At 72.4% G+C, this 23,524-nt stretch carries 26 protein-coding genes; 8 read left to right on the top strand and 18 right to left on the bottom strand.

What is annotated here, in order from left to right; all coding sequences use genetic code 11:
• Positions 1 to 5: 5 nt before the first annotated feature.
• The 6 genes from AC3ANS_RS20650 to AC3ANS_RS20675 all read right to left on the bottom strand — a co-directional run bounded on the left by AC3ANS_RS20650 (position 6) and on the right by AC3ANS_RS20675 (position 6,610).
• Positions 6 to 1,688, bottom strand: a complete 1,683-nt coding sequence (locus AC3ANS_RS20650) for a bifunctional uroporphyrinogen-III C-methyltransferase/uroporphyrinogen-III synthase (protein WP_488293449.1) — start codon at positions 1,686 to 1,688, stop codon at positions 6 to 8.
• A complete protein-coding gene (hemC, locus tag AC3ANS_RS20655) occupies positions 1,685 to 2,638 on the bottom strand; it encodes a hydroxymethylbilane synthase (RefSeq protein WP_488296539.1) in 954 nt (317 codons plus the stop codon). The genes AC3ANS_RS20650 and hemC overlap by 4 nt, the downstream gene beginning before the upstream one ends.
• Before the next feature lie 32 nt (positions 2,639 to 2,670).
• On the bottom strand, positions 2,671 to 3,963 hold the full coding sequence (locus tag AC3ANS_RS20660; RefSeq protein WP_488293450.1) for a glutamyl-tRNA reductase: 1,293 nt from the start codon (positions 3,961 to 3,963) through the stop codon (positions 2,671 to 2,673).
• Positions 3,960 to 4,628: a redox-sensing transcriptional repressor Rex gene (locus AC3ANS_RS20665; RefSeq protein ID WP_488293451.1), complete on the bottom strand. Its 669-nt coding sequence runs from the start codon at positions 4,626 to 4,628 to the stop codon at positions 3,960 to 3,962. Before AC3ANS_RS20665 ends, AC3ANS_RS20660 begins: the two co-directional genes overlap by 4 nt.
• Before the next feature lie 192 nt (positions 4,629 to 4,820).
• Positions 4,821 to 5,066, bottom strand: a complete 246-nt coding sequence (locus AC3ANS_RS20670) for a glutaredoxin family protein (RefSeq protein WP_488293452.1) — start codon at positions 5,064 to 5,066, stop codon at positions 4,821 to 4,823.
• Positions 5,063 to 6,610, bottom strand: a complete 1,548-nt coding sequence (locus AC3ANS_RS20675) for a class I adenylate-forming enzyme family protein (protein ID WP_488293453.1) — start codon at positions 6,608 to 6,610, stop codon at positions 5,063 to 5,065. The genes AC3ANS_RS20670 and AC3ANS_RS20675 overlap by 4 nt, the downstream gene beginning before the upstream one ends.
• Positions 6,611 to 6,674: 64 nt before the next feature.
• Here AC3ANS_RS20675 and AC3ANS_RS20680 point away from each other — a divergent pair, with 64 nt between their 5' ends.
• The 4 genes from AC3ANS_RS20680 to AC3ANS_RS20695 all read left to right on the top strand — a co-directional run bounded on the left by AC3ANS_RS20680 (position 6,675) and on the right by AC3ANS_RS20695 (position 11,312).
• Positions 6,675 to 7,565, top strand: a complete 891-nt coding sequence (locus AC3ANS_RS20680; protein WP_488293454.1) for an HAD family hydrolase — start codon at positions 6,675 to 6,677, stop codon at positions 7,563 to 7,565.
• A gap of 90 nt (positions 7,566 to 7,655) precedes the next feature.
• Positions 7,656 to 9,092 carry a hypothetical protein gene (locus AC3ANS_RS20685; protein ID WP_488293455.1) on the top strand — a complete coding sequence of 479 codons (1,437 nt, stop codon included), beginning with the start codon at positions 7,656 to 7,658 and terminating at the stop codon, positions 9,090 to 9,092.
• Positions 9,093 to 9,226: 134 nt separating this feature from the next.
• The gene (locus AC3ANS_RS20690; RefSeq protein WP_488293456.1) at positions 9,227 to 10,036 is read left to right on the top strand and encodes a sigma-70 family RNA polymerase sigma factor; all 810 of its coding nucleotides are present in this window, start codon (positions 9,227 to 9,229) and stop codon (positions 10,034 to 10,036) included.
• Between the two features lie 130 nt (positions 10,037 to 10,166).
• Positions 10,167 to 11,312 carry a DUF5667 domain-containing protein gene (locus tag AC3ANS_RS20695; protein WP_488293457.1) on the top strand — a complete coding sequence of 382 codons (1,146 nt, stop codon included), beginning with the start codon at positions 10,167 to 10,169 and terminating at the stop codon, positions 11,310 to 11,312.
• 81 nt (positions 11,313 to 11,393) lie between these two features.
• On the opposite strand, the gene AC3ANS_RS20700 is transcribed toward AC3ANS_RS20695, so the two are convergent.
• The 5 genes from AC3ANS_RS20700 to AC3ANS_RS20720 all read right to left on the bottom strand — a co-directional run bounded on the left by AC3ANS_RS20700 (position 11,394) and on the right by AC3ANS_RS20720 (position 15,421).
• The gene (locus tag AC3ANS_RS20700; protein WP_488293458.1) at positions 11,394 to 12,521 is read right to left on the bottom strand and encodes a lysophospholipid acyltransferase family protein; all 1,128 of its coding nucleotides are present in this window, start codon (positions 12,519 to 12,521) and stop codon (positions 11,394 to 11,396) included.
• A complete protein-coding gene (locus AC3ANS_RS20705; RefSeq protein ID WP_488293459.1) occupies positions 12,514 to 13,596 on the bottom strand; it encodes an NAD-dependent epimerase/dehydratase family protein in 1,083 nt (360 codons plus the stop codon). Before AC3ANS_RS20705 ends, AC3ANS_RS20700 begins: the two co-directional genes overlap by 8 nt.
• Before the next feature lie 27 nt (positions 13,597 to 13,623).
• Positions 13,624 to 13,725: a 30S ribosomal protein bS22 gene (locus AC3ANS_RS20710; protein WP_008356322.1), complete on the bottom strand. Its 102-nt coding sequence runs from the start codon at positions 13,723 to 13,725 to the stop codon at positions 13,624 to 13,626.
• A gap of 132 nt (positions 13,726 to 13,857) precedes the next feature.
• Positions 13,858 to 14,061: a helix-turn-helix domain-containing protein gene (locus tag AC3ANS_RS20715; protein ID WP_488293460.1), complete on the bottom strand. Its 204-nt coding sequence runs from the start codon at positions 14,059 to 14,061 to the stop codon at positions 13,858 to 13,860.
• Positions 14,062 to 14,236: 175 nt separating this feature from the next.
• Complete coding sequence (locus AC3ANS_RS20720) at positions 14,237 to 15,421, bottom strand: acetoin utilization protein AcuC (protein ID WP_488293461.1); 1,185 nt, start codon at positions 15,419 to 15,421, stop codon at positions 14,237 to 14,239.
• Positions 15,422 to 15,605: 184 nt separating this feature from the next.
• Here AC3ANS_RS20720 and trpS point away from each other — a divergent pair, with 184 nt between their 5' ends.
• Genes trpS through AC3ANS_RS20740 form a run of 4 tightly spaced genes read left to right on the top strand, consistent with a single transcriptional unit; the run spans position 15,606 to position 17,975 of the window.
• On the top strand, positions 15,606 to 16,571 hold the full coding sequence (gene trpS, locus AC3ANS_RS20725; RefSeq protein ID WP_488293462.1) for a tryptophan--tRNA ligase: 966 nt from the start codon (positions 15,606 to 15,608) through the stop codon (positions 16,569 to 16,571).
• Positions 16,572 to 16,621: 50 nt separating this feature from the next.
• Positions 16,622 to 16,915 (top strand): hypothetical protein, encoded by a 294-nt coding sequence (locus AC3ANS_RS20730; RefSeq protein ID WP_488293463.1) that lies wholly within the window; start codon positions 16,622 to 16,624, stop codon positions 16,913 to 16,915.
• A 14-nt stretch (positions 16,916 to 16,929) separates the two neighbouring features.
• Complete coding sequence (locus AC3ANS_RS20735) at positions 16,930 to 17,598, top strand: TetR family transcriptional regulator (RefSeq protein WP_488293464.1); 669 nt, start codon at positions 16,930 to 16,932, stop codon at positions 17,596 to 17,598.
• Positions 17,595 to 17,975, top strand: a complete 381-nt coding sequence (locus tag AC3ANS_RS20740; RefSeq protein ID WP_488293465.1) for a hypothetical protein — start codon at positions 17,595 to 17,597, stop codon at positions 17,973 to 17,975. Before AC3ANS_RS20735 ends, AC3ANS_RS20740 begins: the two co-directional genes overlap by 4 nt.
• A gap of 42 nt (positions 17,976 to 18,017) precedes the next feature.
• On the opposite strand, the gene AC3ANS_RS20745 is transcribed toward AC3ANS_RS20740, so the two are convergent.
• The 7 genes from AC3ANS_RS20745 to AC3ANS_RS20775 form a co-directional block, all read right to left on the bottom strand.
• Entirely contained in the window at positions 18,018 to 18,536 is a 519-nt protein-coding gene (locus tag AC3ANS_RS20745) for a hypothetical protein (RefSeq protein ID WP_488293466.1), read from the bottom strand.
• Entirely contained in the window at positions 18,533 to 19,336 is an 804-nt protein-coding gene (gene proC / locus AC3ANS_RS20750; protein WP_488293467.1) for a pyrroline-5-carboxylate reductase, read from the bottom strand. The genes AC3ANS_RS20745 and proC overlap by 4 nt, the downstream gene beginning before the upstream one ends.
• Before the next feature lie 90 nt (positions 19,337 to 19,426).
• Complete coding sequence (locus AC3ANS_RS20755) at positions 19,427 to 20,362, bottom strand: proline dehydrogenase family protein (RefSeq protein ID WP_488293468.1); 936 nt, start codon at positions 20,360 to 20,362, stop codon at positions 19,427 to 19,429.
• Between the two features lie 126 nt (positions 20,363 to 20,488).
• Positions 20,489 to 21,226 (bottom strand): ABC transporter permease, encoded by a 738-nt coding sequence (locus AC3ANS_RS20760; RefSeq protein ID WP_488293469.1) that lies wholly within the window; start codon positions 21,224 to 21,226, stop codon positions 20,489 to 20,491.
• Entirely contained in the window at positions 21,223 to 21,936 is a 714-nt protein-coding gene (locus AC3ANS_RS20765; RefSeq protein ID WP_488293470.1) for an ABC transporter ATP-binding protein, read from the bottom strand. The genes AC3ANS_RS20760 and AC3ANS_RS20765 overlap by 4 nt, the downstream gene beginning before the upstream one ends.
• Positions 21,937 to 22,138: 202 nt before the next feature.
• On the bottom strand, positions 22,139 to 22,735 hold the full coding sequence (locus tag AC3ANS_RS20770; RefSeq protein ID WP_488293471.1) for a TetR/AcrR family transcriptional regulator: 597 nt from the start codon (positions 22,733 to 22,735) through the stop codon (positions 22,139 to 22,141).
• Positions 22,732 to 23,520 carry a sugar phosphate isomerase/epimerase family protein gene (locus AC3ANS_RS20775; RefSeq protein ID WP_488293472.1) on the bottom strand — a complete coding sequence of 263 codons (789 nt, stop codon included), beginning with the start codon at positions 23,518 to 23,520 and terminating at the stop codon, positions 22,732 to 22,734. The genes AC3ANS_RS20770 and AC3ANS_RS20775 overlap by 4 nt, the downstream gene beginning before the upstream one ends.
• Positions 23,521 to 23,524: the final 4 nt, after the last annotated feature.

Consider the following 23,524-nt stretch of genomic DNA (forward strand, 5'->3'; position numbering starts at 1 on the left):
GCAGCTCACCGAGCCGACGTCGTCTTGCGCCGGCCCGAGGGCTTGCGGTCCGAGGGCTTCGTCACCGGCTGGCCGGCCTCCACCATCGCGATCCGGCGCGACGCACCGAAGTCGGCGAGCGCGTCGACCAGCGCGTCGACGTCGGGCTTGGCGGCCAGCACGTCGACCCGCAGGCCGTGCTCCTCGGCGGTCTTGGCGGTCGCGGGACCGATCACGGCGATGATCGTCGAGGGGTGCGGCTTGCCAGCGATGCCGACCAGGTTGCGCACCGTCGAGGAGGAGGTGAAGACCACCGCGTCGAACTTGCCGGTCTTGATCGCGTCACGGGTGGGCGCCGGCGGCGGGGCCGCGCGGACGGTGCGGTACGCCGTCACGTCGTCGCACTCCCAGCCGAGGTCGACGAGCCCCGCCACGAGGTTCTCGGTGGCGATGTCGGCGCGGGGCAGGAAGACCCGGTTGATCGGGTCGAGGAGCTCGTCGTACTCCGGCCAGTCGGCCAGGAGCCCGGCGGCGGACTGCTCACCGGAGGGCATCAGGTCGGCCCGCAGCCCCCAGGCCGCGATGGCCTGGGCGGTCTTGTCGCCGACTGCGGCGATCTTGAGGCCGGAGAACGCGCGGGCGTCGAGGCCGTACTCCTCGAACTTCTCGCGCACGGCCCGCACGGCGTTGACCGAGGTGAACGCGATCCACTCGTAGCGGCCCTCGACGAGGCCGCGGACGGCCTTGTCCATCTGCAGGGGGTTGCGGGGCGGCTCGACGGAGATCGTCGGCACCTCGTCGGGCACGGCGCCGTAGCCACGCAGGCGAGTCGAGACCGACCCGGCCTGCTCCTTGGTGCGGGGCACCAGGACCCGCCAGCCGAAGAGCGGCTTGGTCTCGAACCAGGACAGGGTGTCGCGCAGGTCGACCACGTCGCCGACCACGGTGATGGCCGGCGGCGTCATCCGGGCGGCGCGGGCGTCGGCGCCGATGCGCTCGAGCGTCGAGGTGACGGTGACCTGCTCGGTGGTCGTGCCGACCCGGGTCATCGCGACGGGGGTCTGCGGCGAGCGGCCCGCGGCGACCAGGGCCTTGCTGATGTCGGCGATCTGCCCGACGGCGGAGAGCAGCACGAGGGTGCGGGTGTCGGCGTACTGGCTCCAGTCGACGCGCTCGCCGCAGGTCACGACCGCGACCTCGCGGCTGTCCTTGGTGGTGAGCGGGATGCCGGCGTACGCCGGGACGGCGCTGACCGACGAGACGCCGGGGACGATCTCGAAGCCCACGCCGGCTTTCACGCACGCCTGGGCCTCCTCGGGCCCCGATGCGTAGAGGAACGGGTCACCGGCCATCAGCCGCACGACCCGCAGGCCGCGCTTGGCCTGGCGCACCACGACCTTGGCGCGGGCGGCGTGGGTCAGCGGCTGGCCGTCCTCGCCGAAGCCACCGTCGACCAGCTCGGGGCCACCGGCCCCGGAGCCCTCAGGGCCCTCGCCGTCGACGGCCTCGGCGTCCGCGGGGAGGCCGAGCACCGTGCGGACCAGGGCCGCGTGGTCGGGCACCTCGGTCACGACGACGTCGGCCTGCTGGAGCAGGTCCACAGCGCGCACGGTCAGCAGTCCGGGGTCACCCGGGCCGCTGCCGACGAACGACACCCAGCCTCGGGTGGTTCCCGAGCCGGTGGCGGTGGTGGTCTTGCCTCGCGTCATGCGTTCTGCACCTTGTCTGCTGTGTTCATGTCGGGATCCGCCAGTCGTCCGGCCCCGTCGTCGAGCATCTCCTGCGCCAGCCGGGTCCCGACGCCGACGGCATCGGTGGGGTCTCCCGCTGCGGACCTCCGCACCGCGAGCCCCCCGTCGAGTGAGAGCGCCACTGATCTCACCCAGAGCTCTTCGTCATGCTCGCCCTCGACGATCTCCGCGAGCGCCCCGATCGGCGCGGAGCACCCGCCTTCGAGCGTCGCGAGCACCGCTCGTTCGGCCGAGACCGCGGCCCGAGTCCGCGGATCGTCCAGGATCGCCGCGACGTCGACGACCAGGTCGTCGTCGGCGCGGCACTCCACCGCCAGGGCACCCTGCCCGGGGGCGGGGAGCATCTGGAGCGGGTCGAGCACCTCGGTCAGCTCGTCGAGGCGTCCGATGCGGGCCAGCCCGGCTCGCGCCAGGATCACCGCGTCGTACTCCCCCGAGCGGACCTTGCCGATCCGGGTGTCGACGTTGCCACGGATGGCGACGACGTCCAAACCGAGGCCGAGCGCGTGGAGCTGCGCCGCACGCCGCGGGGAGCCCGTGCCGACCTTGCTGCCGACCGGCAGCTCGCCGAGCGTGAGCCCGTCGCGGGCCACGACGACGTCGCGCGGGTCCTCACGGGTGGGTACGGCGGCCAGCGTGATACCCGCTGCCGGGTAGGTCGGGAGGTCCTTGAGGGAGTGGACCGCGACGTCGACGTCGCCGCGCAGCAGGGCCTCGCGCAGCGCGGTCACGAAGACACCGGTGCTCGCCGCTCCCTGCAGGGGCGTGCCTGCGGCCTGGCTGCGGTCGCCCTCGGTGGACACCTCCACCAGCTCGACCTCGCGACCCAGGGCAGCACGGATCCGGTCGGCGACCAGGCTCGACTGGGTGGTGGCGAGCACGGACGCTCGGGTGCCGACCCGGATCACGGCGGTGCTCCGGGGGGTGCTCAGGGGGGCGCTCATGCGAGCCCCTCGGGCCGGGTGACGGCGTCGACGGCGTCCTGGTGCAGCGCGAAGAGCTCGGCCAGCGCGGCGGCGTAGGACACCGCGCCTGTCTCGTTGGCCAGCTCACGCACCCGCACCGTCGGCTGGTGCAGCAGCTTGTCGGCGACCCGGCGCACGGTGTGCAGGACCTCGGCACGGGCGGCGTCGTCGAGGTCCGGCAGGCGGCTCATCAGCCGCTCCATCTCGGCGTCCACGACCGAGGTCGCCATCGACCGGAGCGCGACGACCGTGGGGGTGACGCTCGCCTGGCGGCGGGCGGTGAGGAACGCCGCGACCTCCTGGGTCACGATGTCGCGGACCGCCTCGACCTCCTGGCCCGCCTCGGAGTCGCGCAGCTCGTCGGCCAGGTCGGCGAGGTTGACCAGGGTGACGCCCGGCAGGTCGGTGGCCGCCGGGTCGACGTCGTGGGGCAGCGCCAGGTCGAGGATCGCGACCTCGCGTCCGTCGGCGGTGGCGGCGGCGACCATGTCGCGGGTGATCAGGATGCCGGCCGCGCCCGTGCAGGACACGACCACGTCGGCGACGGACAGCTCGGCGACCAGGTCGTCGAGCGCCGCGGCGCGGGCGCCGTACTCCTGGGCCAAGCGGTCGGCGGAGCCGGAGGTGCGGTTGACGACCGTGATGCTCGCGGCGCCGCGGCCGGCCACCGTCGCGGTCGCGAGCCCGGCCATCGAGCCGGCACCGACCACGAGCACCCGCTTGCCGGACAGGTCGCCGACAGCGGCGCGGCTGCGGTCGAGCGCGGCGGTCACCAGCGACGGGGCGGCCCGGTCGATGCCGGTCTCCGCGCGGGCGCGCTTGCCGACCCGCAGGGCCTGCTGGAACAGCAGGTTCAGCGACGGCCCGACGGTGCCGATCTCCTGGCCCGTGCTGAGCGCGGCCCGGGTCTGGCCGAGGATCTGGGCCTCGCCGATCGCCATCGAGTCCAGACCGGCCACCACCTGGAACAGGTGGGAGACGGCGCCGTCGTCGTAGTGGACGTACAGGTGCCGGAGCATCGCCTCGGTGCTCTCGCCGGCCCGGTCGATCACCAGCCTCGAGACCTCCTCGACGCTGCCGTGGAACCGGTCCACCTCGGCGTAGATCTCCAGGCGGTTGCAGGTCGCGATCACCGTGGCCTCGGTGACGTGCTCGCTGGCGGCGACGTCGTCGATGAGCTTGTGCAGCGCGGGCGCGTCGAGCGCGAGCTGCTCGAGCAGCGCGACGGGCGCGGACTTGTGGGAGATGCCCACGACCAGGACGCTCATGCGGTGGCGGCCCCCTGGGTCTTGCGCTGCTCGTGGTAGGCGAGGATCTGCAGCTCGATGGACAGGTCGACCTTGCGCACGTCGACCTCGGCCGGGACGTTCAGCACGGTCGGGGCGAAGTTCAAGATGCTCGTGATGCCGCAGGCGACCATCCGGTCGGCGACGTCCTGGGCCGCGACCGCCGGGGTCGCGATCACCCCGATCGCGACGTCGTGGTCGCGGGCGATCCGCTCGAGGTGGTCGAAGGGGCGTACGTCGATGCCCGCGACCACGGCCTCGTGGCGGGCGGGGTCGGCGTCGAGGAGCGCCACCACCCGGAAGCCGCGGCTGCGGAAGCCGGAGTAGTTGGCCAGGGCCTGCCCGAGGTTGCCGATGCCGACGATCACGACCGGCCAGTCCTGGGTGACGCCGATCTCGCGGGCGATCTGGTAGCGCAGGTAGTCGACGTCGTAGCCCACGCCACGGGTGCCGTAGCTGCCGAGGTAGGAGAGGTCCTTGCGCAGCTTCGCGCTGTTGACGCCGGCGGCGACGGCGAGCTCCTCGCTGGAGCAGGTCGCGGTGCCCTGCTCGGACAGCGTGACGAGCGCCCGGAGGTAGACGGGGAGTCGCGCGACGGTCGCTTCGGGGATGTCCCGGGAGCTCTCGGGGGAGGTCCGTGCGGTCACTGCTCTCGTCTCCAACGCCATGGGGCAGGGCCGTCGTCGGGCACTGCGGGACGACCCCGTCCTCGCACCCGGCGGCTCGTTCACTGTAGGAGTTTGTGAACGCGAGAACAAACCGGGACGACGGCGTCTCACCGCCGGTGACAGGCGCCTGTGAGATGGCCCACCTCGGCCCGGTCTGCGGGGACGGCGTCGTCAGGAGGGCGCGAGTGCCGCGCGCAGCCGGGCCTCGTCGACCCGCCAGAAGTCGTGCTGGCGGCCGTCCACGAAGGTCACCGGGACCTCGTCGGTGAACCGTTCGCGCAGCTGCGGGTCGGCGTCGATGTCGACCTCGGCGTACTGCTCACCGAGGTCGGCGCAGACCCGCTCGATCACCTCGCGGGCCACGTCGCACAGGTGACAGCTGGCCCGGGAGTAGAGGGTGACCCGTGGACCGCTCACTCCAGCAGCCCCAGGGTGCGGCGGCGCTCGATGCCACGCAGCCGGCCCTTCTGGACCTTGCCGGTGCCGGTCTTGGGAAGCGCGTCGACGACCTCGATGCGCGTGGGTCGCTTGAAGCGGGCGAGCCGGTGGTCGCAGTGCGCGCGCACGGCCTCCTCGATCGCCGCCGGGTCGGCGCCGGGCGCGCGGACGTAGGCGACGACGGCCTCGCCGGTCACCGGGTCCTCGACGCCGATGACCGCCGCCTCCGCGACACCCTCGACCTCGGTGAGCACCTCCTCGACCTCGACCGGGTAGACGTTGAAGCCGGACACGATCACCAGGTCCTTGATCCGGTCGACGAGGAAGAGGTCACCGGCCGGGTCGAGGAACCCCACGTCGCCGGTGGACCACCAACCATCGGCGTCCGGGCCGTCGGCACCGTCGGGCCAGTACCCGCTGAACAGGTTGGCGCCGCGCACCTGGATCTCACCGGGGTCATCGCCCTCGGGCGGGCGACCGGACTCGTCGACGAGCCGCAGCTCGACACCCGGCAACGCGGCCCCGACCGACCCGACGGGCAGGGCGGCGCTGCACAGCGTGCTGGTGACGACCGGTGCCGCCTCGGTCAGGCCGTAGCCCTGGTGCACCGGGATCCCGGTGCGGCCGGTGAACCGCTCCACCTGCTCGGGGGCCAGTGGCGCGGACCCGGACAGCACCAGGCGGACCGGGCCCAGGTGCTCGACGAGGTGCTCCTCGTCCTGCCAGTAGGCGAACACCGGCGGGGCGATCGGCACCACGCTGCAGGCCTCGTCGTCGATCAGCGTGAGCGTCTCGTGCGGGTCGAACCGCTCCACGAGCACCAGCTTGGCGCGGTGGCGCAGCACCCCGCCGAGCACCGCGTTCAGCCCGTAGACGTGGAACAGCGGAAGCACCCCCAGGACGACGTCGTCGCCGTGGATCATCGGCGGCTCGACCTGGGCGACCTGGTCGAGGTTCGCGAGGAGCGCCCGGTGCGTGAGCATCGCGGCTCGCGGCAGGCCCGACGTACCGCTCGTGTAGAGCAGCACCGCGAGCTTCTCGGGGTCCTGGAGCGGCGGCACGGGCCGGGCCGGAAGCTCACGCAGCGACTCGTAGGACCGCTCGCCCGGGAGGTGCGGGGCGCCGATCACCACCAGCAGCGGCGGCGACTCCAGGGACGCGAGCGCCTCCCGGACGGCGCCGACCGTGTCCGCGTCCGCGACCAGCAGCCGGGCACCGCAGTCGGCGACCACGCGGGCGAGCTCGCCGGGGGTCGAACGCGGGTTCACGGGGACGGCGACGGCCTGGGCGCGCAGCACCCCGAGGTACGTCGTGACGAACTCCAACCGGTTGCCCACCGCGAGCAGGACCCGGTTGCCGCCGACTAGCCCGAGGGCGCCGAGACCCGTGGCGATCCGGCCGACCTCGTCCTCGAGCCCACCCCAGGTGAGGCTGCGACCGCCGGCCTCGACGATCGCCAGCCGGTCGGGTTGCTCGGCGGCGGCCACGCTCACCAGCTCGGCGATGTCGCGGGTGCCAGACATGGGGGGATACTTCCACACCGCCTTGAGCCCGGCCCCCACCCGCCGTGCGGTCTACCCTGCCGGTGTGACCCCGTCGCCCGACAAGAGAGCCCGCCCGCGGAACCTCCAGGTGCGATCGGTGCTGGCCGGCGAGGCCGCGGCCGCCGCCGCCGAGGTGGAGTCCGCGCTCACCCCTCCGCAGGACGCCGCCGCGGCCGCCTTCTTCGACGTCGACAACACGATCATGCAGGGCGCGAGCATCTTCCTGTTCGCCCGCGGGCTGCACAGCCGCAAGTTCTTCACCACCCGCGAGCTCCTCGGCGCGGCCTGGAAGCAGGCCTACTTCCGCATCGTCGGCGTGGAGGACCCCGACCACGTCGCGGAGGCCCGCACCTCGGCACTCGGGTTCATCGCCGGGCACTCGGTGACGGAGGTGCAGAGCCTGGCCGAGGAGATCTTCGAAGAGGCCATGGCGCACCGCATCTGGCCGGGGACCCGCGCACTCGCGCAGATGCACCTCGACGAGGGACAGCGGGTCTGGCTGGTCACCGCGGCGCCGATCGAGATCGCCCAGATCATCGCCCGGCGGCTCGGGCTCACCGGCGCGCTCGGCACGGTGGCCGAGCACGTCGACGGCGTCTACACCGGCCGCCTGGTCGGCGACCTCCTGCACGGACCGGCCAAGGGCGAGGCGGTGCGCGCGCTGGCCGCTCGCGAGGGGCTCGACCTGCACCGCTGCTCGGCGTACTCCGACTCCTTCAACGACCTGCCGATGCTGACCATGGTCGGCGACCCGTGCGCGATCAACCCGGACGCCCGGCTGCGGGCCTACGCACGCGAGCAGGGCTGGCGCATCCGCGACTACCGGACCGGCCGCAAGGCCCTGCGCGCCGGAATCCTGGCGGGCGGGCTCGCCGGGGCGGCGAGCGGCACCGTCGCCGCGGGCCTGGCGCTGCGCGGCCGCCGCCGGCCCTGAGGAGCGTCGACCACCCGTGGATCGTGGCCTAGCCTCGAACGCGGTGGCCGATCGGTCACCTCACCGCAGCAGCCTCATCTCGGAGAAGCAATGCCCACATCAGTACGACGAGTCCTGACCCACCTCACGGCCGCCGCCCTCCTCCTGACGCTCGGCGTTGACCTCGCGTCCCCGGCGAGCGCGGGCCAAGGCGACTGGTCGCGGATCTCGACCGGCACCGGTGCGACCACCTACCAGGCGAGCCTCCATCGCACCCCCGACGAGGTGCTGCACGTGCTCTACCCGAAGTCGAACGACGGTGGAGACACCATGACCTACGGCCAGGCCGCCGTCGCCCCGGACGGGTCGCTGGCCGGGCGGAGCGACGTGCTCGTGCCCGGGTGGTCGGCGCTGGACCCGACCCCCGCGCTGATCGGCGACGGCGACGGCCTGCGGGCGGTGTTCGGCGGCGTCCGCGATGCCGGGTCCGGGTTCTGGTCCGACGGCCGGATGTACACCGCCACCGCCCCGGAGGACGGCGACGAGTGGACCCTGCCGCGCGAAGCCGTGGGGCAGAGCCACTCCGCCTACCGCAGCCGCGGCACCGCTGCCGTCGAGCTGGCGGACGGCACGCCGGTCGCGGCGTACGCACGCGGGTCCCAGATCGTCTGGCACGTCGGCACCGGGGACGACCCGGACCGGACGATCGCGATCGACGGCTGCTGCGCCAGCGCCCTGAACATGGTGAACAACGCCGGCACCGTCTGGATCGCGTGGCACCAGAACGGTCGCACCCGCGACACGAACGGCGTCTTCTTCAAGCGGCTCCTGCCGGAGGTGGGCCCGACCGTGAAGGCGCCGGACTCGAGCGTCGGCGCCCACTCCGTGCCGACGCGCAGGGTCCCGTTGGTCGTGCAGTGGGTCAACGAGGAGGACGGGGGGCCCAGGGTCTGGGTGGCGTACTGCACCGGCTACCCGACCTGCGACCACGTCGCCCTGTCGTGGGTCGTTGACTGGACCACCAGAGCTCCCAGGAAGGTGCCGAACAGCCGCGGCGCTACCGACATCGCGATGAGCACCGGTCCGGGCTCCTACAACGAGCGGATCTGGGTCGCCTGGAGCGACAAGGACGGTCTCGTCCGCACGATCACCACCACGGCCCCCGGCTTCACCGGTCTCAACACACTCGGCCGGCCGCAGGGCGCTGACGCGACGTACGGCATCTCGATCGACGCCGGGGACGGCGTCGCCGACGTGGTGGTCAACACCGGGCACGCGTTCTGGCACGCGCAGCCCGCGCTCGCCGTGAGCGTGAAGGCGACGCCGAGGTCGTGGCGGCACGGCACCGCGCAGAAGGTGAACTTCACCGGCGCGGCTGACAAGCACTACAAGGGCATCCGGGTGAAGGTCGGGGGTCGCACCTGCACCACCGACTGGAGGGGCCGGTGCTCGATCACGTTCCCGCGGACGACGAAGCCGGGCGTGCTCGTCGCCCGGGCCACGCACAGCGGGTACGACGCCGGGACCGTGCGGCTCAGAGTCACCTGATCCGCCGCCACCCGCCGCGGCGTCCGGATAGCCGGCACGGGCGTCCTTTACGTGAACAACTGTTCCCAGGGACGTAACTCACGTTTACGATGGCTCCCTGGCTTCGGGGGAAGCTATCGGGAGGATCAACACTCATGTCGTGGGAGGACAGCGACGCAGCGCGCGGTCTCGACGCGCTCCGACGACTCGTCACCCAGGTGCTGCTCGCCCCCGCCCTCGCCGTCGAGACCCCCCGGCTCGCGGGAGCCGCGGGGATGCTCGCCACCGAGGCGATCACCGGCGGACGCACCGAGGCCGGACCGGGGTCCGCCTCGGACTCTGCCTCCGGGCCGCCCGGTCCCGACGGGTACGGCGACGCCGAGCTGGCGACGTCCTCGGAGGAGGACGAGGCCGAGCGCAGTCGGCTGATCGCGCTGGTCGAGCTGGCCCGCAAGGGTGACTCCGACGCGTTCGGGCTGCTCTACGACCACTACCAGCCCTCGGTCTACCGCTTCCTCTTCTACCGGACCCGCTCGGGGACGCTCGCGGAGGACCTCACCTCCGAGACGTTCTTCCGCGCGCTGCGGAGCATGAACAACTTCCGCTGGCAGGGCAAGGACTTCGGCGCCTGGCTGATGACCATCGCCCGCAACCTCGCCACCGACCACTTCAAGGCCGGGCGCACGCGGCTCGAGCTCACCACCGAGGACATGGGCCTGCACGACGACGCGACCGAGGGCCCCGAGTCCACGGTCCTGGCCGGTCTCACCAACGAGATCCTCCTGCGGGCGCTCACCGACCTGCCCCCCGAGCAGCGCGACTGCCTGGTCATGCGGTTCCTCCAGGGGATGAGCATCGCCGAGACCGCGGCGGTCCTGGGCCGCAGCGACGGCGCGGTCAAGCAGCTCCAGCTGCGCGGCGTGCGCAACCTCGCCAAGCTGATGCCGGAGGGGATCCGGGACTGATGAGCCGCCTCCGCGAAATCGTTTACGCAGCCGCCCCGCGCGGCGTAACCCCGCCCGCCCGCGCGTCGTTGAGTCCCATGTCGACGCCCCCGACCGGGGGCCGACCGCACACCTGGATGGGGCAGACGAGATGACGTGGGGGTTCACGGCGCAGCGCCGTGCCGAGCAGTTCGACGCGTTGGTCGAGGGCACCTCGACGGCCGCCGCGCCCGATCCACGCGACGCCGCGCTCCTCGAGGTCGTCGGCGCGCTGCGCGCCACACCCGACGTCGCTGCCCGACCCGAGTTCGTCGCCTCCCTGCGCGAGCGCCTGATGGCCGAGGCCCCTGCCGTGCTCGTCCCCGACGACGTCTCCCGGCTCACGCTCCCGGCACGGCGCCCCACCCGCGAACGCCGGCTCGCCGCCGTCGTCGGCGGGTTCGCGATCGTCGGTGCGACCACGTCGCTGGCGGTCGCCTCCCAGTCCGCCCTGCCCGGCGACTCGCTCTACCCCATCAAGCGGGCGATCGAGCAGGCCCACACCGGTCTGTCGGTCGGCGAGGGCAGCAAGGGCGCGACGGTCCTCGCCAGCGCCTCGGACCGGCTCGACGAGGTCGACGCGCTCACCCGTCAGGACCACCTCGGCGACGAGGCTCGGGTCGCCGAGACGCTCAACGCGTTCACCGACCAGGCCACCGAGGCCTCCGACCTGCTGCTGGCCGACTACGCCCACACCGGCTCTGCCGGTTCGATCGCCCGGCTGCGCGACTTCGCGGCCGCCAGCATCGCCCAGCTCGCGGCGCTCGAGCCCCTGGTGCCGGCGGACGCTCGCGACGAGCTCATCCGCGCAGCCGGCGTCCTCACCACGATCGACACCGAGGCCGCGCTGCGCTGCCCCGACTGCGGCGGAGCCGGCATCGCTTCGATCCCGCCGAGCCTGGCGTCGGCCGCCGGCGAGGTCGTCAACGTGCCCAAGCCGCCGGTCACCCCGGCGGCCCAGGGCGTGCAGACGCACCGCGGCGGCAAGCACCACCACCCCGGGACCAAGCTGCCCGACGTCGACCCGAACGACGTCGGGCCGGGCAGCGTTTCCGACCCCGGCGTCACGATCCCCCCGGGCACGGCCACCAGCGGCGGCTCCAACCCCCTCCAGGACCTGGCCAACAGCCTCACCGGCGGGTCGCCCTCGGGCGCCCCGTCGGTCCCGGTCGTCACGGACGTGGTCAAGGGCGTCACCGGCATCCTCGAGGGTGTCGTCGAGGGCCTCACCGACCCGCTGCAACCCAAGACACCCTGACCGGGGACGCGCCAGCGGACCCCGTGATTGCGACCGCCGTGTCGAGTCCCGGTGAACCGAGAAGCGGCGTCGAGCGCACCGCTACCCGAACACCGACTCCCGCTGCATGAGCAGCGTGTAGAGCGTCTGCTGGATGGTCTCGCGAACCTGGTCGGTGACGTTGAAGACCAGCATCGGGTCGTCGGCCGCGCCGGTGTCGAGCTCGTCGGTGCGGATCGGCTCACCGAACTCCAGCAGCCACTTGGACGGCAGCGGCACCAGCCCCAGCGGCCCGAGGGCGGGGAAGAACGGCGTGATCGGCAGGTAGGGCAGCCCGAGGACCCGGGCCAGCGACGGAAGGTTGCCGACCAGGGGGTAGATCTCCTCGGCACCCACGACCGAGAGCGGGATGATCGGGACGCCGGTGCGCAGCGCGGCGGCCACGAACCCGCCCCGGCCGAACCGCTGCAGCTTGTAGCGCTCGCCGTACGGCTTGCCGATGCCCTTGAAGCCCTCCGGCCACACCCCGACCAGCTCGCCGCTGGTCAGCATCCGCTCGGCGTCCTCGCTGCACGCGAGGGTCGCTCCGCTCTTGCGGGCCAGGGAGCTGACGAACGGCAGCCGGAACACCAGATCCGCCCCCAACGGCCGCAGGAACCGTCCGGTGTGGTCGTGGATGGACACCAGCGTCATCAGACCGTCGACCGGGATGGTCCCGGAGTGGTTGGAGACGACGAGCGCGCCGCCCTCGGCGGGGATGTTCTCGACACCCCGCACCTCGATGCGGAACCACTTCTCCGCGATCGGGCGCAGCGTGGCCATCAAGAACCGCTCGGTGATCTCCTGGTCGAAGCCGTACTCGTCGACGACGTAGTCGCCGGTGACCCGTCGGCGCAGGAACGCCAGGAAGCGAGCCAGCTGCGGCTCCCACTGCTCACCGAAGACCTCGCGGGCGCCCTGCTGGAAGGCAGCGAGCCAGTCCGCGGCCGGGATCGCGGCCATCGGGGCACGGTCCCGGGTCGTCGCGGCCGGCCTCGCGGCGGCCCCCACCGTCTCGACCGGAGCCCCGGGCTCGGCGGCCGGTTCGGGCGTGGGTGCGGGCGGGGTCGGAGTCGATCTGCTCGGCCGCGCGCCGGGCGCCAGGCTGCGCGCGGCCGAGGACGGCTGCTTGCCGCTGCCACGACCGGGGCGGCCACGGGTGCCGATGGGGATGATCTCCGCGTCACCCACGGTCCGCTCCTCGCTGGTAGGCCGGGGCGGGCCGCTCGATCTCGCCGACGGGCGCCGCGGGCGGCTCGGGCAGGCTCTGCGCGACGCGGCCGAGCAGCCGGTCGGCGTAGCCACCGGTCGGCGCGAGCGGCGCCGCGAAGTCCGCGAAGGCCGCGGCGGTCGTGAACGCCGGCTCGAACCCGAGCTCGGTGCGCATCCGCGTGGTGTCCACCCCGCGGCCGTAGGTGAGCAGGCCGAACAGCTCGGGCGGGAAGTCCGCGACCCGCGCCGAGCGCAGCGTCGAGCCGAGGTGCCCGACCGCGAACGACGGGAGCGGGACCGTCGGCCGCTGCAGGCGGCGTACGGCCTGGGAGAGCATGAGGACACCGTCGCCGGCGAGGTTGAACGTGCCGGCGACCTCGGCGGTGATCGCGTGGCGCAGCGCGGCGAGGACGTCGCTCTCATGGAGGAGCTGCAGCCGCGGGTCATAGCCCAGCACGGTGGGGACCACCGGGAGCCGGAAGTAGTTGGTGATCGGGCTCGTGACCGCGGGGCCCACGACGTTGGCGGCGCGCAGCGTCGTCACGCGGACGTCGGGACGACGGCGCGCGAACCCGCGCACGTAGCCCTCGATCTCGATGACGTCCTTGGCGTAGCCGGCGCGCGGGGCGCGGCGCGGCTCCATGTCCTCGGTGAACATCGCGGGGTCGCGCGGGCTCGCGCCGTAGGCCGACGTCGACGACTTCACCACGAGCGCCCGCAGACCCGGGGCCTTCTGACAGGCCGCCAGCAGCTGCATCGTCCCGATGACGTTGAGCTCCTTCATCGTGTTCCGCCCCCCGGCGCTGCCGGGGGTGGAGATGACGCTCATGTGGACGACGGTGTCGACGTCCTCCTTGACGATGACCTTCGCGATGACCGGGTTGCGGATGTCGGCCCGGACGAAGGAGACGTCGCCGATGTCGCCGCGCGGCGGCACCGCGTCGACCCCGACGACGCGGTCGACCGAAGGGTCGCCCGCGATGGCGCGCGCGAACCGGCGACCGAGGTCACGAGAGACCCCGGTGACCAGGACGACCCTGCCGGCGCTGCCCATGCGGCGAGCTGCGGAGAAGCCCGGTGCTTACTTGCCGAGCTTGCGACGCTGGACGCGCGTCTTCTTCAGCAGCTTGCGGTGCTTCTTCTTGGCCATGCGCTTGCGCCGCTTCTTGATGACAGAACCCACGGGATACCTTTCAACAGCCGTACCGTCCACCGGGATCTGCCCGGAGGACCGGGCTAGCCTAGCCGCCGGGCCCCCGCGGACAGAATCGGCCGGGGCGACCTGGACGTGTGAGGTCGCTTGCAGTCCGCTCGCTCAGCCGGCGCTGTAGAAGCTCTTGCGGAGGTACTCGTCGACGTCGTTCTCCAGGACGCGGAACGACCGGCCGACCCGGACGGCCGGGAGCTCGCCGCCGTGGACCAGGCGGTAGACGGTCATCTTGGAGACGCGCATCATCGCCGCGACCTCGGCGACGGTCAGGAACTTCGAGGAGGAACTGTCCCCGGGGTTGGTAGCCATCGTGCACCGATACTTTCTGTCTGACGCGCCACCGGCTTCCCCGCCGGTGAGTGCACGCGTCGCGCACGGTGAGAATAGGGCCTGATGTGACTCGTGGGGAAGGGGTTCACCAAAGTAGCTCGAGGGGCACCGGCGTGTCGGCTTGCGCGGCCACGCCGCGACGCTCTGGTTCGCCTCAGGGAAACGGGTCGAGCCCGTGCAGCGGGAAGATCTCCATGCGGGTGGAGTGGATGCTGCGGTCCAGCCAGGTCTCGGGGTCGTAGCCGTCGATCCAGTCTCGGTACGCCGGGGTGCGACCGTCGGTCATCCGGTGCGGCGCGACCTGGTCGAGGAGCGTCTGGACGTAGTTGCGCCAGCCCGGCGGCGTCTCGGTCGCGGGGTCGAGCGGATGGCCGCCGACGATCGCCAGCAGGTGGGTCCAGGCGCGGGGCACGACCTCGACGACGGCGTACCCGCCGCCGCCGGTCGCCACCCAGCGTCCGTCGCAGACCTCATGGGCAAGCTCGTGCAGGGCGAGGTAGGCCGCGCGCTGACCGTCGACCGAGAGCATCATGTGCGCGAGCGGGTCCTCGATGTGCGAGTCGCAGCCGTGCTGGGTGACCAGTACGTCGGGCGCGAACTCGCGCACCAGGGGAGGTACGACGGCGTGGTAGGCGCGCAGCCAACCCCCATCCCCGGTGCCGGGCGGGAGGGCGACGTTGACCGCCGACCCTCGGGCGTCCGGCCCGCCGAGATCGGTCGGGAACCCGGTGCCGGGGAACAGCATCTGTCCGGTCTCGTGCAGCGAGATCGTCAGCACCCGGGGGTCGTCCCAGAAGATCTTCTCCACCCCGTCGCCGTGGTGGACGTCGACGTCGACGTAGGCGATCCGCTGGGCGCCGCTGTCGAGCAGGTGCTGGATCCCGATCGCCACGTCGTTGTAGATGCAGAACCCACTGGCTCGGTCCGGCATCGCGTGGTGCAGACCACCGCTGATGTTCACGGCGTGGCGCGACTCCCCGGACCAGACCTGCCGGCATGCCTCGACGGTGGCGCCCACGATGTGCGCGGCCGCGTGGTGCATGCCCGGGAAGGTGGGGTTGTCATCGGTGCCGAGCCCGTGCGCCTCGTCGAGAGTGCCCGGCGTCGTCCCAGCCCGCTCGACCGCCTCGATGAGCGAGCGCCGGTGCACGGTCGCGATCACGTCGTCGGTGGCGACCGGGGCATCGACACGGTTCAGCGACGCCAGGACGCCGAGCTCGTCGGCCAAGCGCATCGTGAGGTCGACGCGCAGCGGCGACATCGGGTGCGTCGGGCCGAAGTCGTAGTCGGTGAGGCTGGGGTCGAAGACGACGGTCGCCGGTCCCGCGCACTCCTGCATGTGACGGACGCTACCGGTAGTCTGGCTCCGTGCTGACGTTCTGTTCCACACAGTGGTGGCCCGCCTGACGGCGGACCGCGCACGAAGCACACCCACTTCACCCATCGGCCGCCCACGGGCGGCCGTTCTCGTCGGACCAGCACGTCGACGCCGGGCGCCCGGGGCACTGACCTCCGGAGATCCCATGCACACCACCTCGCACCGCCGACTGTCGCTGCTCACCCCGAGCGGGCACCTCACGCTCGGCAACCTGCTCGGCGCGCTTCGCCCGATGGCGTCCGAGCAGGACGGCGCCGACTGCTTCTACGGCATCGCGGACCTGCACGCGATGACCACGCCGCACGACCCCGGCCGACTTCGATCGCTCACCCACGAGACCGCCACGCTGCTGCTCGCGGCCGGGCTCGACAGCTCGACACTGTTCGTGCAGAGCCGGGTGCCGGCCCACACGCAGCTGGCCTACCTGCTCGAGTGCACCGCCACCACCGGCGAGCTGGGCCGGATGATCCAGTTCAAGGAGAAGGGTCGCGACCAGCCGTCGACGCGCGCGTCGCTGTACACCTATCCCGCCCTGATGGCGGCCGACATCCTGCTCTACCGGGCCCGACAGGTGCCGGTGGGCGCCGACCAGCGCCAGCACGTGGAGCTGGCGCGCGATCTCGCGATGCGGTTCAACAGCACCTACGGGCCGGTCTTCACCGTCCCCGAGATCACGGTGCCCGCGGCCGGTGCGCGGGTGATGCGACTCGACGACCCCACCCGCAAGATGGGGAAGTCCGGCGACGGGCCCGGCGTGGTGCGCCTGCTCGACCCGCCCGACGTCGTACGCCGCAAGGTCGCCCGCGCCGTCACCGACTCCGACACCGGCCCCGACGCGGTGCGCCGCGACCCGGCCAAGCCGGGCGTGACGAACCTGCTGGAGATCCTCGCCGCCTGCGATGGGTCGGCCGACGGGATCACCACCTACGGTGCGCTCAAGAAGGCGGTGACCGACGCGGTCGTCGCCCAGCTCGAGCCGCTTCAGAAGGCGTACGCCGACCTGGCCGCGGACCCGGAGCACGTGGCCGGGGTCTACGAGGCCGGGGCCGCGCGCTGCCGCGAGGTGACCGCACCGGTGCTCGCGGCTGCGCAAGCCGCGATGGGGCTCTGACCCCGGCGCCGGTCTTGAACATGTTCAAGACCGGCGCCTACACTCCACCCATGGATTCGAACGCGTTCAAAACTTCCCACGACGGGACGGACTGGCGCGATGCGACCTTCATGGGCGCGACGGCGGCGGGGGTCCTCGCGATCGCCGTCGCCTTCCTGCTGGAACCGTTCGGGCGGCCGTTCGTGGCGACCAGCTGGATCCTGGTGCTCGGCGGACTTGTCCTGGCCCTGTGCCCGGCGCCCACCCGCTGGTGGGGGGCCGGTCTCGTCGTCGCGGGGCTCTCCCTCCCGGTGGCCGCGTTCTGCTACCTCTGGATCGCCGTGTCCTTCGGCGTGCTCACGTGACCAGCTCAGCGCCCATGAGCCGGTCTCCGAAGGCCGAGCAGACGCGTCAGACGATCGTCGACGCGGCCACGCGGCTGTTCCGCAGCAACGGGTACGGCCGCACCACGATGCGCGCGATCGCCGCCGAGGCCGGCGTGTCGCTCGGCAACGCCTACTACTACTTCGGCTCCAAGGAGCACCTGGTCCAGGCGTTCTACGACCAGCTCCAGGTCGAGCACGCCGAGCGGGCCGCGGACGCGTTGGGCCGCGAGCGCGGGTTCGCGCGGCGACTCGAGGCCGTGCTTCTGGCCTGGCTCGACGTCGCCGAGCCGCACCACGAGTTCGCCGGGCAGTTCTTCCGCAACGCCGCCGACCCGCACAGCCCGCTCTCGCCGTTCAGCCCCGAATCAGCTCCGGCACGCGAGGCGAGCATCGCCCTGTTCGCCCGGCTCGTCGACGGGTCGGACGCCAAGCTCGCGCCCGGTCTGCGCCGGGACCTGCCCGAGCTGCTGTGGCTGCTGCAGATGGGCGTCGTGCTGTTCTGGGTGTACGACGCCAGCCCGGGCCAGCAGCGCAGCCGGATGCTGGTCGCGCGGGTGGTCCCGATCGTCGACCGGCTGATGCGCCTCGCGCGACTGCCCGTCGTCCGCGGGGTGGTCGACGACGTCGTCGGCCTCGTGCACGAGCTCCGGTCACCCTCGTGACCAGGAGGGTCTCCGCCACGGCGTACGTCGTGGCCGTGGCGGCCCTGGCGACGTCCGGCTTCGTCCACGACTCGACGACCGCGATCCTGCTCGCCGCGGCCCTCACGCTGCCGAGCGGCGTTCCGGCGATCGTCGGCTACTACGCGGCCTACGGGCTGCTCGCCCAGGTGCCCGGGGCGAACCCGTCCGAGAGCAGCGGGTCCGCGACGTGCGCCGCCGACGGGCAGTGCGAATGGTCGTCCACGGGAGACGCCGCGACCTGGTTCCTGGTCACGGCCGACATCCTCGGGGTCGTCGCGCTGACCGCGGCGGCGGTCGCCAACGTGCTCCTGTGCAGGTCCCTTCTCGGCCCGCGGTCGCAACGTACGACCTCGTGACGAAGGGCTGCCGCAGGATGCCCGCGGGAGCATCCGGTTCGGTCAGGCCGCCGCGCCGCGCTCGGCGAGCACCTTGAGGGTGAGCAGCTGCTTGCGCATCATCACGAGGTCGCCCCACGCGAGCAGCCGGCCGCGCGCCCGGTCGAGGCGGCCACGCCGGGCGACGGCGATCCGGCACACGATCCGGCCGCTCTCCGCGGCGTACGTCATCGCGGTCGGGCCGAACATCCGCTCGCCGCGGCGCGTGGTGAGCACGGTCCAGTGGCGCGGCGCCTCGACGGACACGATCTCGAACGCCCCCGCCATCGTCTGCCCGACCTCGAGCTGGTCAGCGCCGGGGGTGAGCTGCCGGGGGCTGCGGCGACCTCGGTTGTCGATCCAGTCATAGGCGTACGGCGCCACCGAGACCTGGCACAGCCAGCGCCAGATGACCTCGGTCGGGGCCGCGACGTCGACCGCCCGGGTCAGCAGGAGCGGGTCGGGCGCCACGGCGGTGTCGGCGGGATAGGCGCGCGTGACCTCCGCGTCGGTGGCGCCCCAGACGAGGGGAAGGCCCGTCACGACCCCTCGGCGAGCGCCCGCGACCGGTCGCGCGCAGCCTCCATCGCGGCCAGGAACGCCGCACGCACCTTGTGGATCTCGAGCTCGCGCAGGGCGGCGGCGGTGGTGCCGGCCGGGGAGGTCACCTGTTCGCGCAGGACCGCCGGGTGAGTGCCGGTCTCGCGCAGCATCTTGGCCGACCCGACGAGGGTCTGGATGACCAGGTCGGTCGCGGTCGCGCGCGGCAGCCCGAGGTGGACGCCGGCCTCGATCATCGACTCGACCACGAAGAAGATGTAGGCCGGGCCGGAGCCGGAGATCGCGGTCACCGCGTCCTGCTGGCGCTCGGGGATGCGCAGCACCCTGCCGACCGACGCCATCAGCGCCTCGGCCTCGGCCAGGTGCTCCTCGCTGCAGTGCGAGCCGGGGGAGATCGCGGCCATGCCCTCATCGACCAGCGCCGGCGTGTTGGGCATGACGCGGACCACGGCAACGCCCTCGGGCACGCGGGCCTCGATGAACGCGGTGGTGATGCCGGCGGCGAGCGAGACGACGAGCTGGCCGGGGCGCAGCACACCCGCGATCTCGTCGAGCAGGTCGCCCATGTCCTGGGGCTTGACGACCAGCGCGAGCGTGTCGGCCTTGCTGGCCGCCTCGACGTTGCCGACCACGGCCACGCCGTACCGCTCCTCGAGCTCCTGGGCGCGGTCGGGGCGCTTCTCCCCGACCAGGAGGTTGTCGACGCGGCGACCTGCTCGGACCAGGCCCGAGAGCAGGGTCTCCCCCATCACCCCGGCGCCCAGGATCGCAGTCTGAGCCATTTCGTTCCGCTCCTCTGATGGATTTCGACGCGCGTCTTGCTCGATCTTCGCCCGCGACGCGGCCGCTCCTTCGTCGCGGCCGCTGCGGTCTCAGTTCTTGGAGATCAGGGACCGCAGGAAGAATGTCAGGTTCTGCGGACGCTCCGCGAGCCTTCTCATCAGGTAGCCGTACCACTCGGTGCCGTAGGGGATGTAGACCCGGACCTTCTCACCGCTGGCGACCAGGCGGCGCTGCTCCTCGGGGCGGATGCCGTAGAGCATCTGGAACTCGTAGGTGTCGGGCGAGCGGCCGAAGCGGCTCGCGAGCGACGACGCGATCTCGACCATCCGCGGGTCGTGGGTGGCGATCATCGGGTAGCCCTCGCCACCGAGCAGCACCTTGAGGCAGCGCACGTAGGACTTGTCGATGTCGAGCTTGTCCTGGAACGCGACCGACTCCGGCTCGAGGTAGGCGCCCTTGCACAGCCGCACCCGGGAGCCCTCGTAGGCCAGCGCCCGGCAGTCGGACTCGGTGCGGTGCAGTGCCGCCTGCAGGACAGCACCGGTCTCGGGGAAGTCCTTGCGCAGCTCGCGCAGGATCATCAGCGTCGAGTCGGTGGTGGTGTGGTCCTCCATGTCGAGGGTGACCGTGGTGCCGGCATTGCGAGCGGCCCGGCAGATCGTGCGCGCGTTCTCGAGCGCGACCTTGTGGCCGACCTCCGGCAGGAACTGGCCGATCGCGCTGAGCTTGACCGAGACCTCCGCGCCCCGGGTCAGCCCGCGGGCGGAGAGCTGCTGGAGCAGGTCGAGGTACGCCGCGACCGTGGCGTCGGCCTGCTCGGCGTCGGTGGTGTCCTCGCCGAGGAAGTCCATCGTCACCCGCAGCCCGTCCTCGCTCAGCCCGGCGGTCGCGGCCACGGCTGACTCGGTGGTCTCACCGGGCACGTAGCTGCGCACGATGCCGGCCGAGACCGGCATCCCGCTGACCACCCTCTTCACCAGCGCGCTACGGGAGAGGAGGAGGAGCGGTTGACGGAGGAGCGACATGCACCCAGGCTACGACGCGGATCCGAGGCCGCCGGTCCCAGGTCGGAGGGCCTGGGACCGCCGCCCGACGACGAGCGAACGCGACGGACGAACGGTGCGCCGCGGCCGTGCGCCGAGGGAAGGGACTCAGGGGGTCCTGCGCCGCAGGGTGGCCGCACCGAGCGCGAGGCCCGCCACCGCGAACACCGCGACCACCGCGACGTCCTGCCACACCTGGCCGGTCTGCGAGCTCGTCGTCAGGTGTTGCATCGCGTCCACGGCGTACGACAGCGGCAGCACGTCGCTCACCGCCTCCAGCGCGCCGGGCAGCAGGTCACGCGGCACGAGCAGCCCGCACAGCAGCAGCTGGGGGATCACCAGCGCGGGCATGAACTGCACGGCCTGGAACTCGGTCTGCGCGAAGGCCGACACGAACAGCCCCAGCGCGCTCCCGAGGACCGCGTCGACGACGGCGACGATCGTCAGCAGCCACAGCGGGCCGGACACCTCGAGGTCGAGGAGCCCCACGCTGACCGCGACGGCGAGCACGGACTGGACGGCGGCGACCAGGCCGAAGGCGATCGCATAGCCGACGAGGAAGTCGAGCTTGCCCATCGGCATCGCGAGCAGCCGCTCGAGGGTGCCGCTGGACCGCTCGCGCAGCGTGGTCACGCTGGTCACCAGGAACATCACGATCACCGGGAAGATCGCGAGCAGGGCGGGCCCGATCCGGTCGAACAGCACCGGGTTGGCGTCGTCGTAGATCCACCAGAGCAGGCTGATCAGCAGGCACGGGAGCACGAGCAGCATCGCGAGCGTACGGCGGTCCCGGCGCAGCTGGATCAGCACTCGGTGGGCCACGGCCATCGTGATCTTGAGGTTCATGCCGCGTCTCCCCTCACGATCGAGAGGAAGGCGGCCTCGACGTCGTCGACACCAGCCCTGGCCTTGATCTCGGCCGGAGTGCCGTCGGCGAGGATGCGGCCCTCGCGCATCAGCAGCAGCCGGTCGCAGCGCTCGGCTTCGTCCATCACGTGGCTCGAGACGAACACGGCGACCCCGGAGCCGGCGAGGCGGTGGAAGAGCTGCCAGAGGTCCTGGCGAAGGACCGGGTCGAGGCCCACCGTGGGCTCGTCGAGCACCAGCAGGTCCGGCTTGCCGAGCAACGCGACCGCGAGGCTGGCCCGGGACTGCTGGCCACCGCTGAGCCGGCCGACCACGTCGTCGCGGTAGGCCACCAGGTCGACCGCCTCGACCGCGCGGTCGACCGCGTCGTGGCCGGCGCCGAGCACCCGCGCGAAGAAGCGGAGGTTCTCCGCGAGCGTGAGGTCGTTGTAGACACTGACGGCCTGGGTGACGTACCCGACCCGCGCCCGCAGCGTCGCACTGCCCGCCTGCTCCCCGAACACCGTCACGGTCCCACCGGCGATCTGCTGCACGCCGACCAGGCAGCGCATCAGCGTGGACTTGCCGCACCCCGACGGCCCGAGCAGCCCGGTGACCCCGCCGCCGATGGTCAGGTCGAGGTGCTCGAGGACGGTGTGACGTCCTCGGACGACGTGGAGGTCGCGGATCTCCACCGCGTTATTCACCATGCGTTGAATTATGCTCCCGTGAACGCACCAACGGCAAGCGCCAAAGTCCTGCAATTCGCGCCGCAGCCAACGCACCCCACCGCAACCACCCCGTCGGACGACCGACCCCAGAGCGACCCTGCGGCCGCGCGTGGCGGCGAAGCCGACGGGCGAGACGCGGCCTCGGCCGCGCGTGGCGACGAAGCCGGCGCGCCAGGTGCGATCAGGGCAGGGGGCCGGTGAGGTAGCGCTGGAGCGTCGGCGCGTAGATCGTGACGACGTCCTCGGTCGGCATCGAGGCGATCGGCTCGATCTCGAGCAGGTACCGCGCGAGGATCAGACCGACCATCTGGCTGGCCACCAGGGTCATCCGGATCTCGGGACGGTCCACCCCCAGAGCGACGCCGACCGGCTGGAGCACCGCGAGGAGGAAGCCGTCGGCCAGCAGCGGCGGCCCCGACGGATCGAGCATGTTCCGGGCCAGCGCGAGCAGCGGGAGCCTGAGCTCCGTGTCGTCCCACACCGACAAGAACACCCGCAGGATCCGCTCACCGGCACCATCCGGACCCTGGGCGATGACCTCCGCCAACCGCTCGCGCGGGTCGACCGGGATCTCGAGCGCGGCCACGAACAGGTCGTCCTTGGTGCCGAAGTAGTGGTGCACCAGGGACGCGTCCACCCCGGCCGCAGCGGCGACGGCACGGACCGAGGTGCCGGCGTACCCCTGAGCGGCGAACAGCTCCTGCGCGGCGGCGAGGATCGCCGCGCGCGTGTCGGGCGCACCGGGTCGCCGGCCGCGGCGGGGAACCGCCTGGGTCACCGGGTGCCCACGGTCGAGTGCTCGCGGGCGAACTCCAGCGACTCGCGCAGGTCGGCTTCGCGCTCGACGGTGTCGCGGCACTTGCGGGTGTTGATCTCGATGACGATCTCGCCCCCGAAGCCGGTGTCGGCGAGGTGTCGCAGGAACTCGCGGGCACCGATGGAGCCGCGCCCCGGGACGAGGTGCTCGTCCTTCGCCGAACCGGTGCCGTCGGTGAGGTGGATGTGTCGCAGCCGGTCGCCCAGCCGCTCGGCCATCGCGATCGGGTCGGACCGGGCGATCGCGGCGTGCGAGAGGTCGATGGTGGTGTTGGCGTAGGGCTCGGCCGACGGGTCCCACCCGGGCAGGTACATCTCCATCCCGCGGCTCGAGGCGCGCCAGGGATACATGTTCTCGACCGCGAACGCGATGCCGGTCGACTCCTCGAGGGCTGCGATCCCGTCGACGAAGTCACGTGCGTAGGTCTTCTGCCAGCGGAACGGCGGGTGCACCACGACGACCTCGGCCCCGAGCACCGCAGCCATCTCGGCGGAGCGCTCGAGCTTGCCCCAGGGCTCGGTGCCCCACACCCGCTGGGTGAACAGCAGGCAGGGCGCGTGCACCGCCGAGACCGGGATCCCGTGGTGGCGGGAGAGCTGCTGGATCGCCGACGTCTGCTGGCTCAGCGCGTCGATGCCGACCATCACCTCGACGGTGTCGTAGCCCAGCCCGGCGGCGTACGCGAACGCATGCGCGGAGGACTCGGGATAGACCGAGACCGTCGAGAGTCCGATGCGAGGCGCCACCGCG

The organism is Nocardia sp. 149-1B (assembly GCF_057747975.1).

Coding starts and splice junctions, on each gene's coding strand:
- AC3ANS_RS20650 (WP_488293449.1), bottom strand. CDS start 1,688: ATGACGCGAGGCAAGACCACCACCGCCACCGGCTCGGGAACCACCCGA.
- AC3ANS_RS20660 (WP_488293450.1), bottom strand. CDS start 3,963: ATGAGCGTCCTGGTCGTGGGCATCTCCCACAAGTCCGCGCCCGTCGCG.
- AC3ANS_RS20675 (WP_488293453.1), bottom strand. CDS start 6,610: ATGTCTGGCACCCGCGACATCGCCGAGCTGGTGAGCGTGGCCGCCGCC.
- AC3ANS_RS20685 (WP_488293455.1), top strand. CDS start 7,656: ATGCCCACATCAGTACGACGAGTCCTGACCCACCTCACGGCCGCCGCC.
- AC3ANS_RS20690 (WP_488293456.1), top strand. CDS start 9,227: ATGTCGTGGGAGGACAGCGACGCAGCGCGCGGTCTCGACGCGCTCCGA.
- AC3ANS_RS20695 (WP_488293457.1), top strand. CDS start 10,167: ATGACGTGGGGGTTCACGGCGCAGCGCCGTGCCGAGCAGTTCGACGCG.
- AC3ANS_RS20705 (WP_488293459.1), bottom strand. CDS start 13,596: ATGGGCAGCGCCGGCAGGGTCGTCCTGGTCACCGGGGTCTCTCGTGAC.
- AC3ANS_RS20715 (WP_488293460.1), bottom strand. CDS start 14,061: ATGGCTACCAACCCCGGGGACAGTTCCTCCTCGAAGTTCCTGACCGTC.
- AC3ANS_RS20720 (WP_488293461.1), bottom strand. CDS start 15,421: ATGCAGGAGTGCGCGGGACCGGCGACCGTCGTCTTCGACCCCAGCCTC.
- trpS (WP_488293462.1), top strand. CDS start 15,606: ATGCACACCACCTCGCACCGCCGACTGTCGCTGCTCACCCCGAGCGGG.
- AC3ANS_RS20730 (WP_488293463.1), top strand. CDS start 16,622: ATGGATTCGAACGCGTTCAAAACTTCCCACGACGGGACGGACTGGCGC.
- AC3ANS_RS20735 (WP_488293464.1), top strand. CDS start 16,930: ATGAGCCGGTCTCCGAAGGCCGAGCAGACGCGTCAGACGATCGTCGAC.
- proC (WP_488293467.1), bottom strand. CDS start 19,336: ATGGCTCAGACTGCGATCCTGGGCGCCGGGGTGATGGGGGAGACCCTG.
- AC3ANS_RS20755 (WP_488293468.1), bottom strand. CDS start 20,362: ATGTCGCTCCTCCGTCAACCGCTCCTCCTCCTCTCCCGTAGCGCGCTG.
- AC3ANS_RS20760 (WP_488293469.1), bottom strand. CDS start 21,226: ATGAACCTCAAGATCACGATGGCCGTGGCCCACCGAGTGCTGATCCAG.
- AC3ANS_RS20765 (WP_488293470.1), bottom strand. CDS start 21,936: ATGGTGAATAACGCGGTGGAGATCCGCGACCTCCACGTCGTCCGAGGA.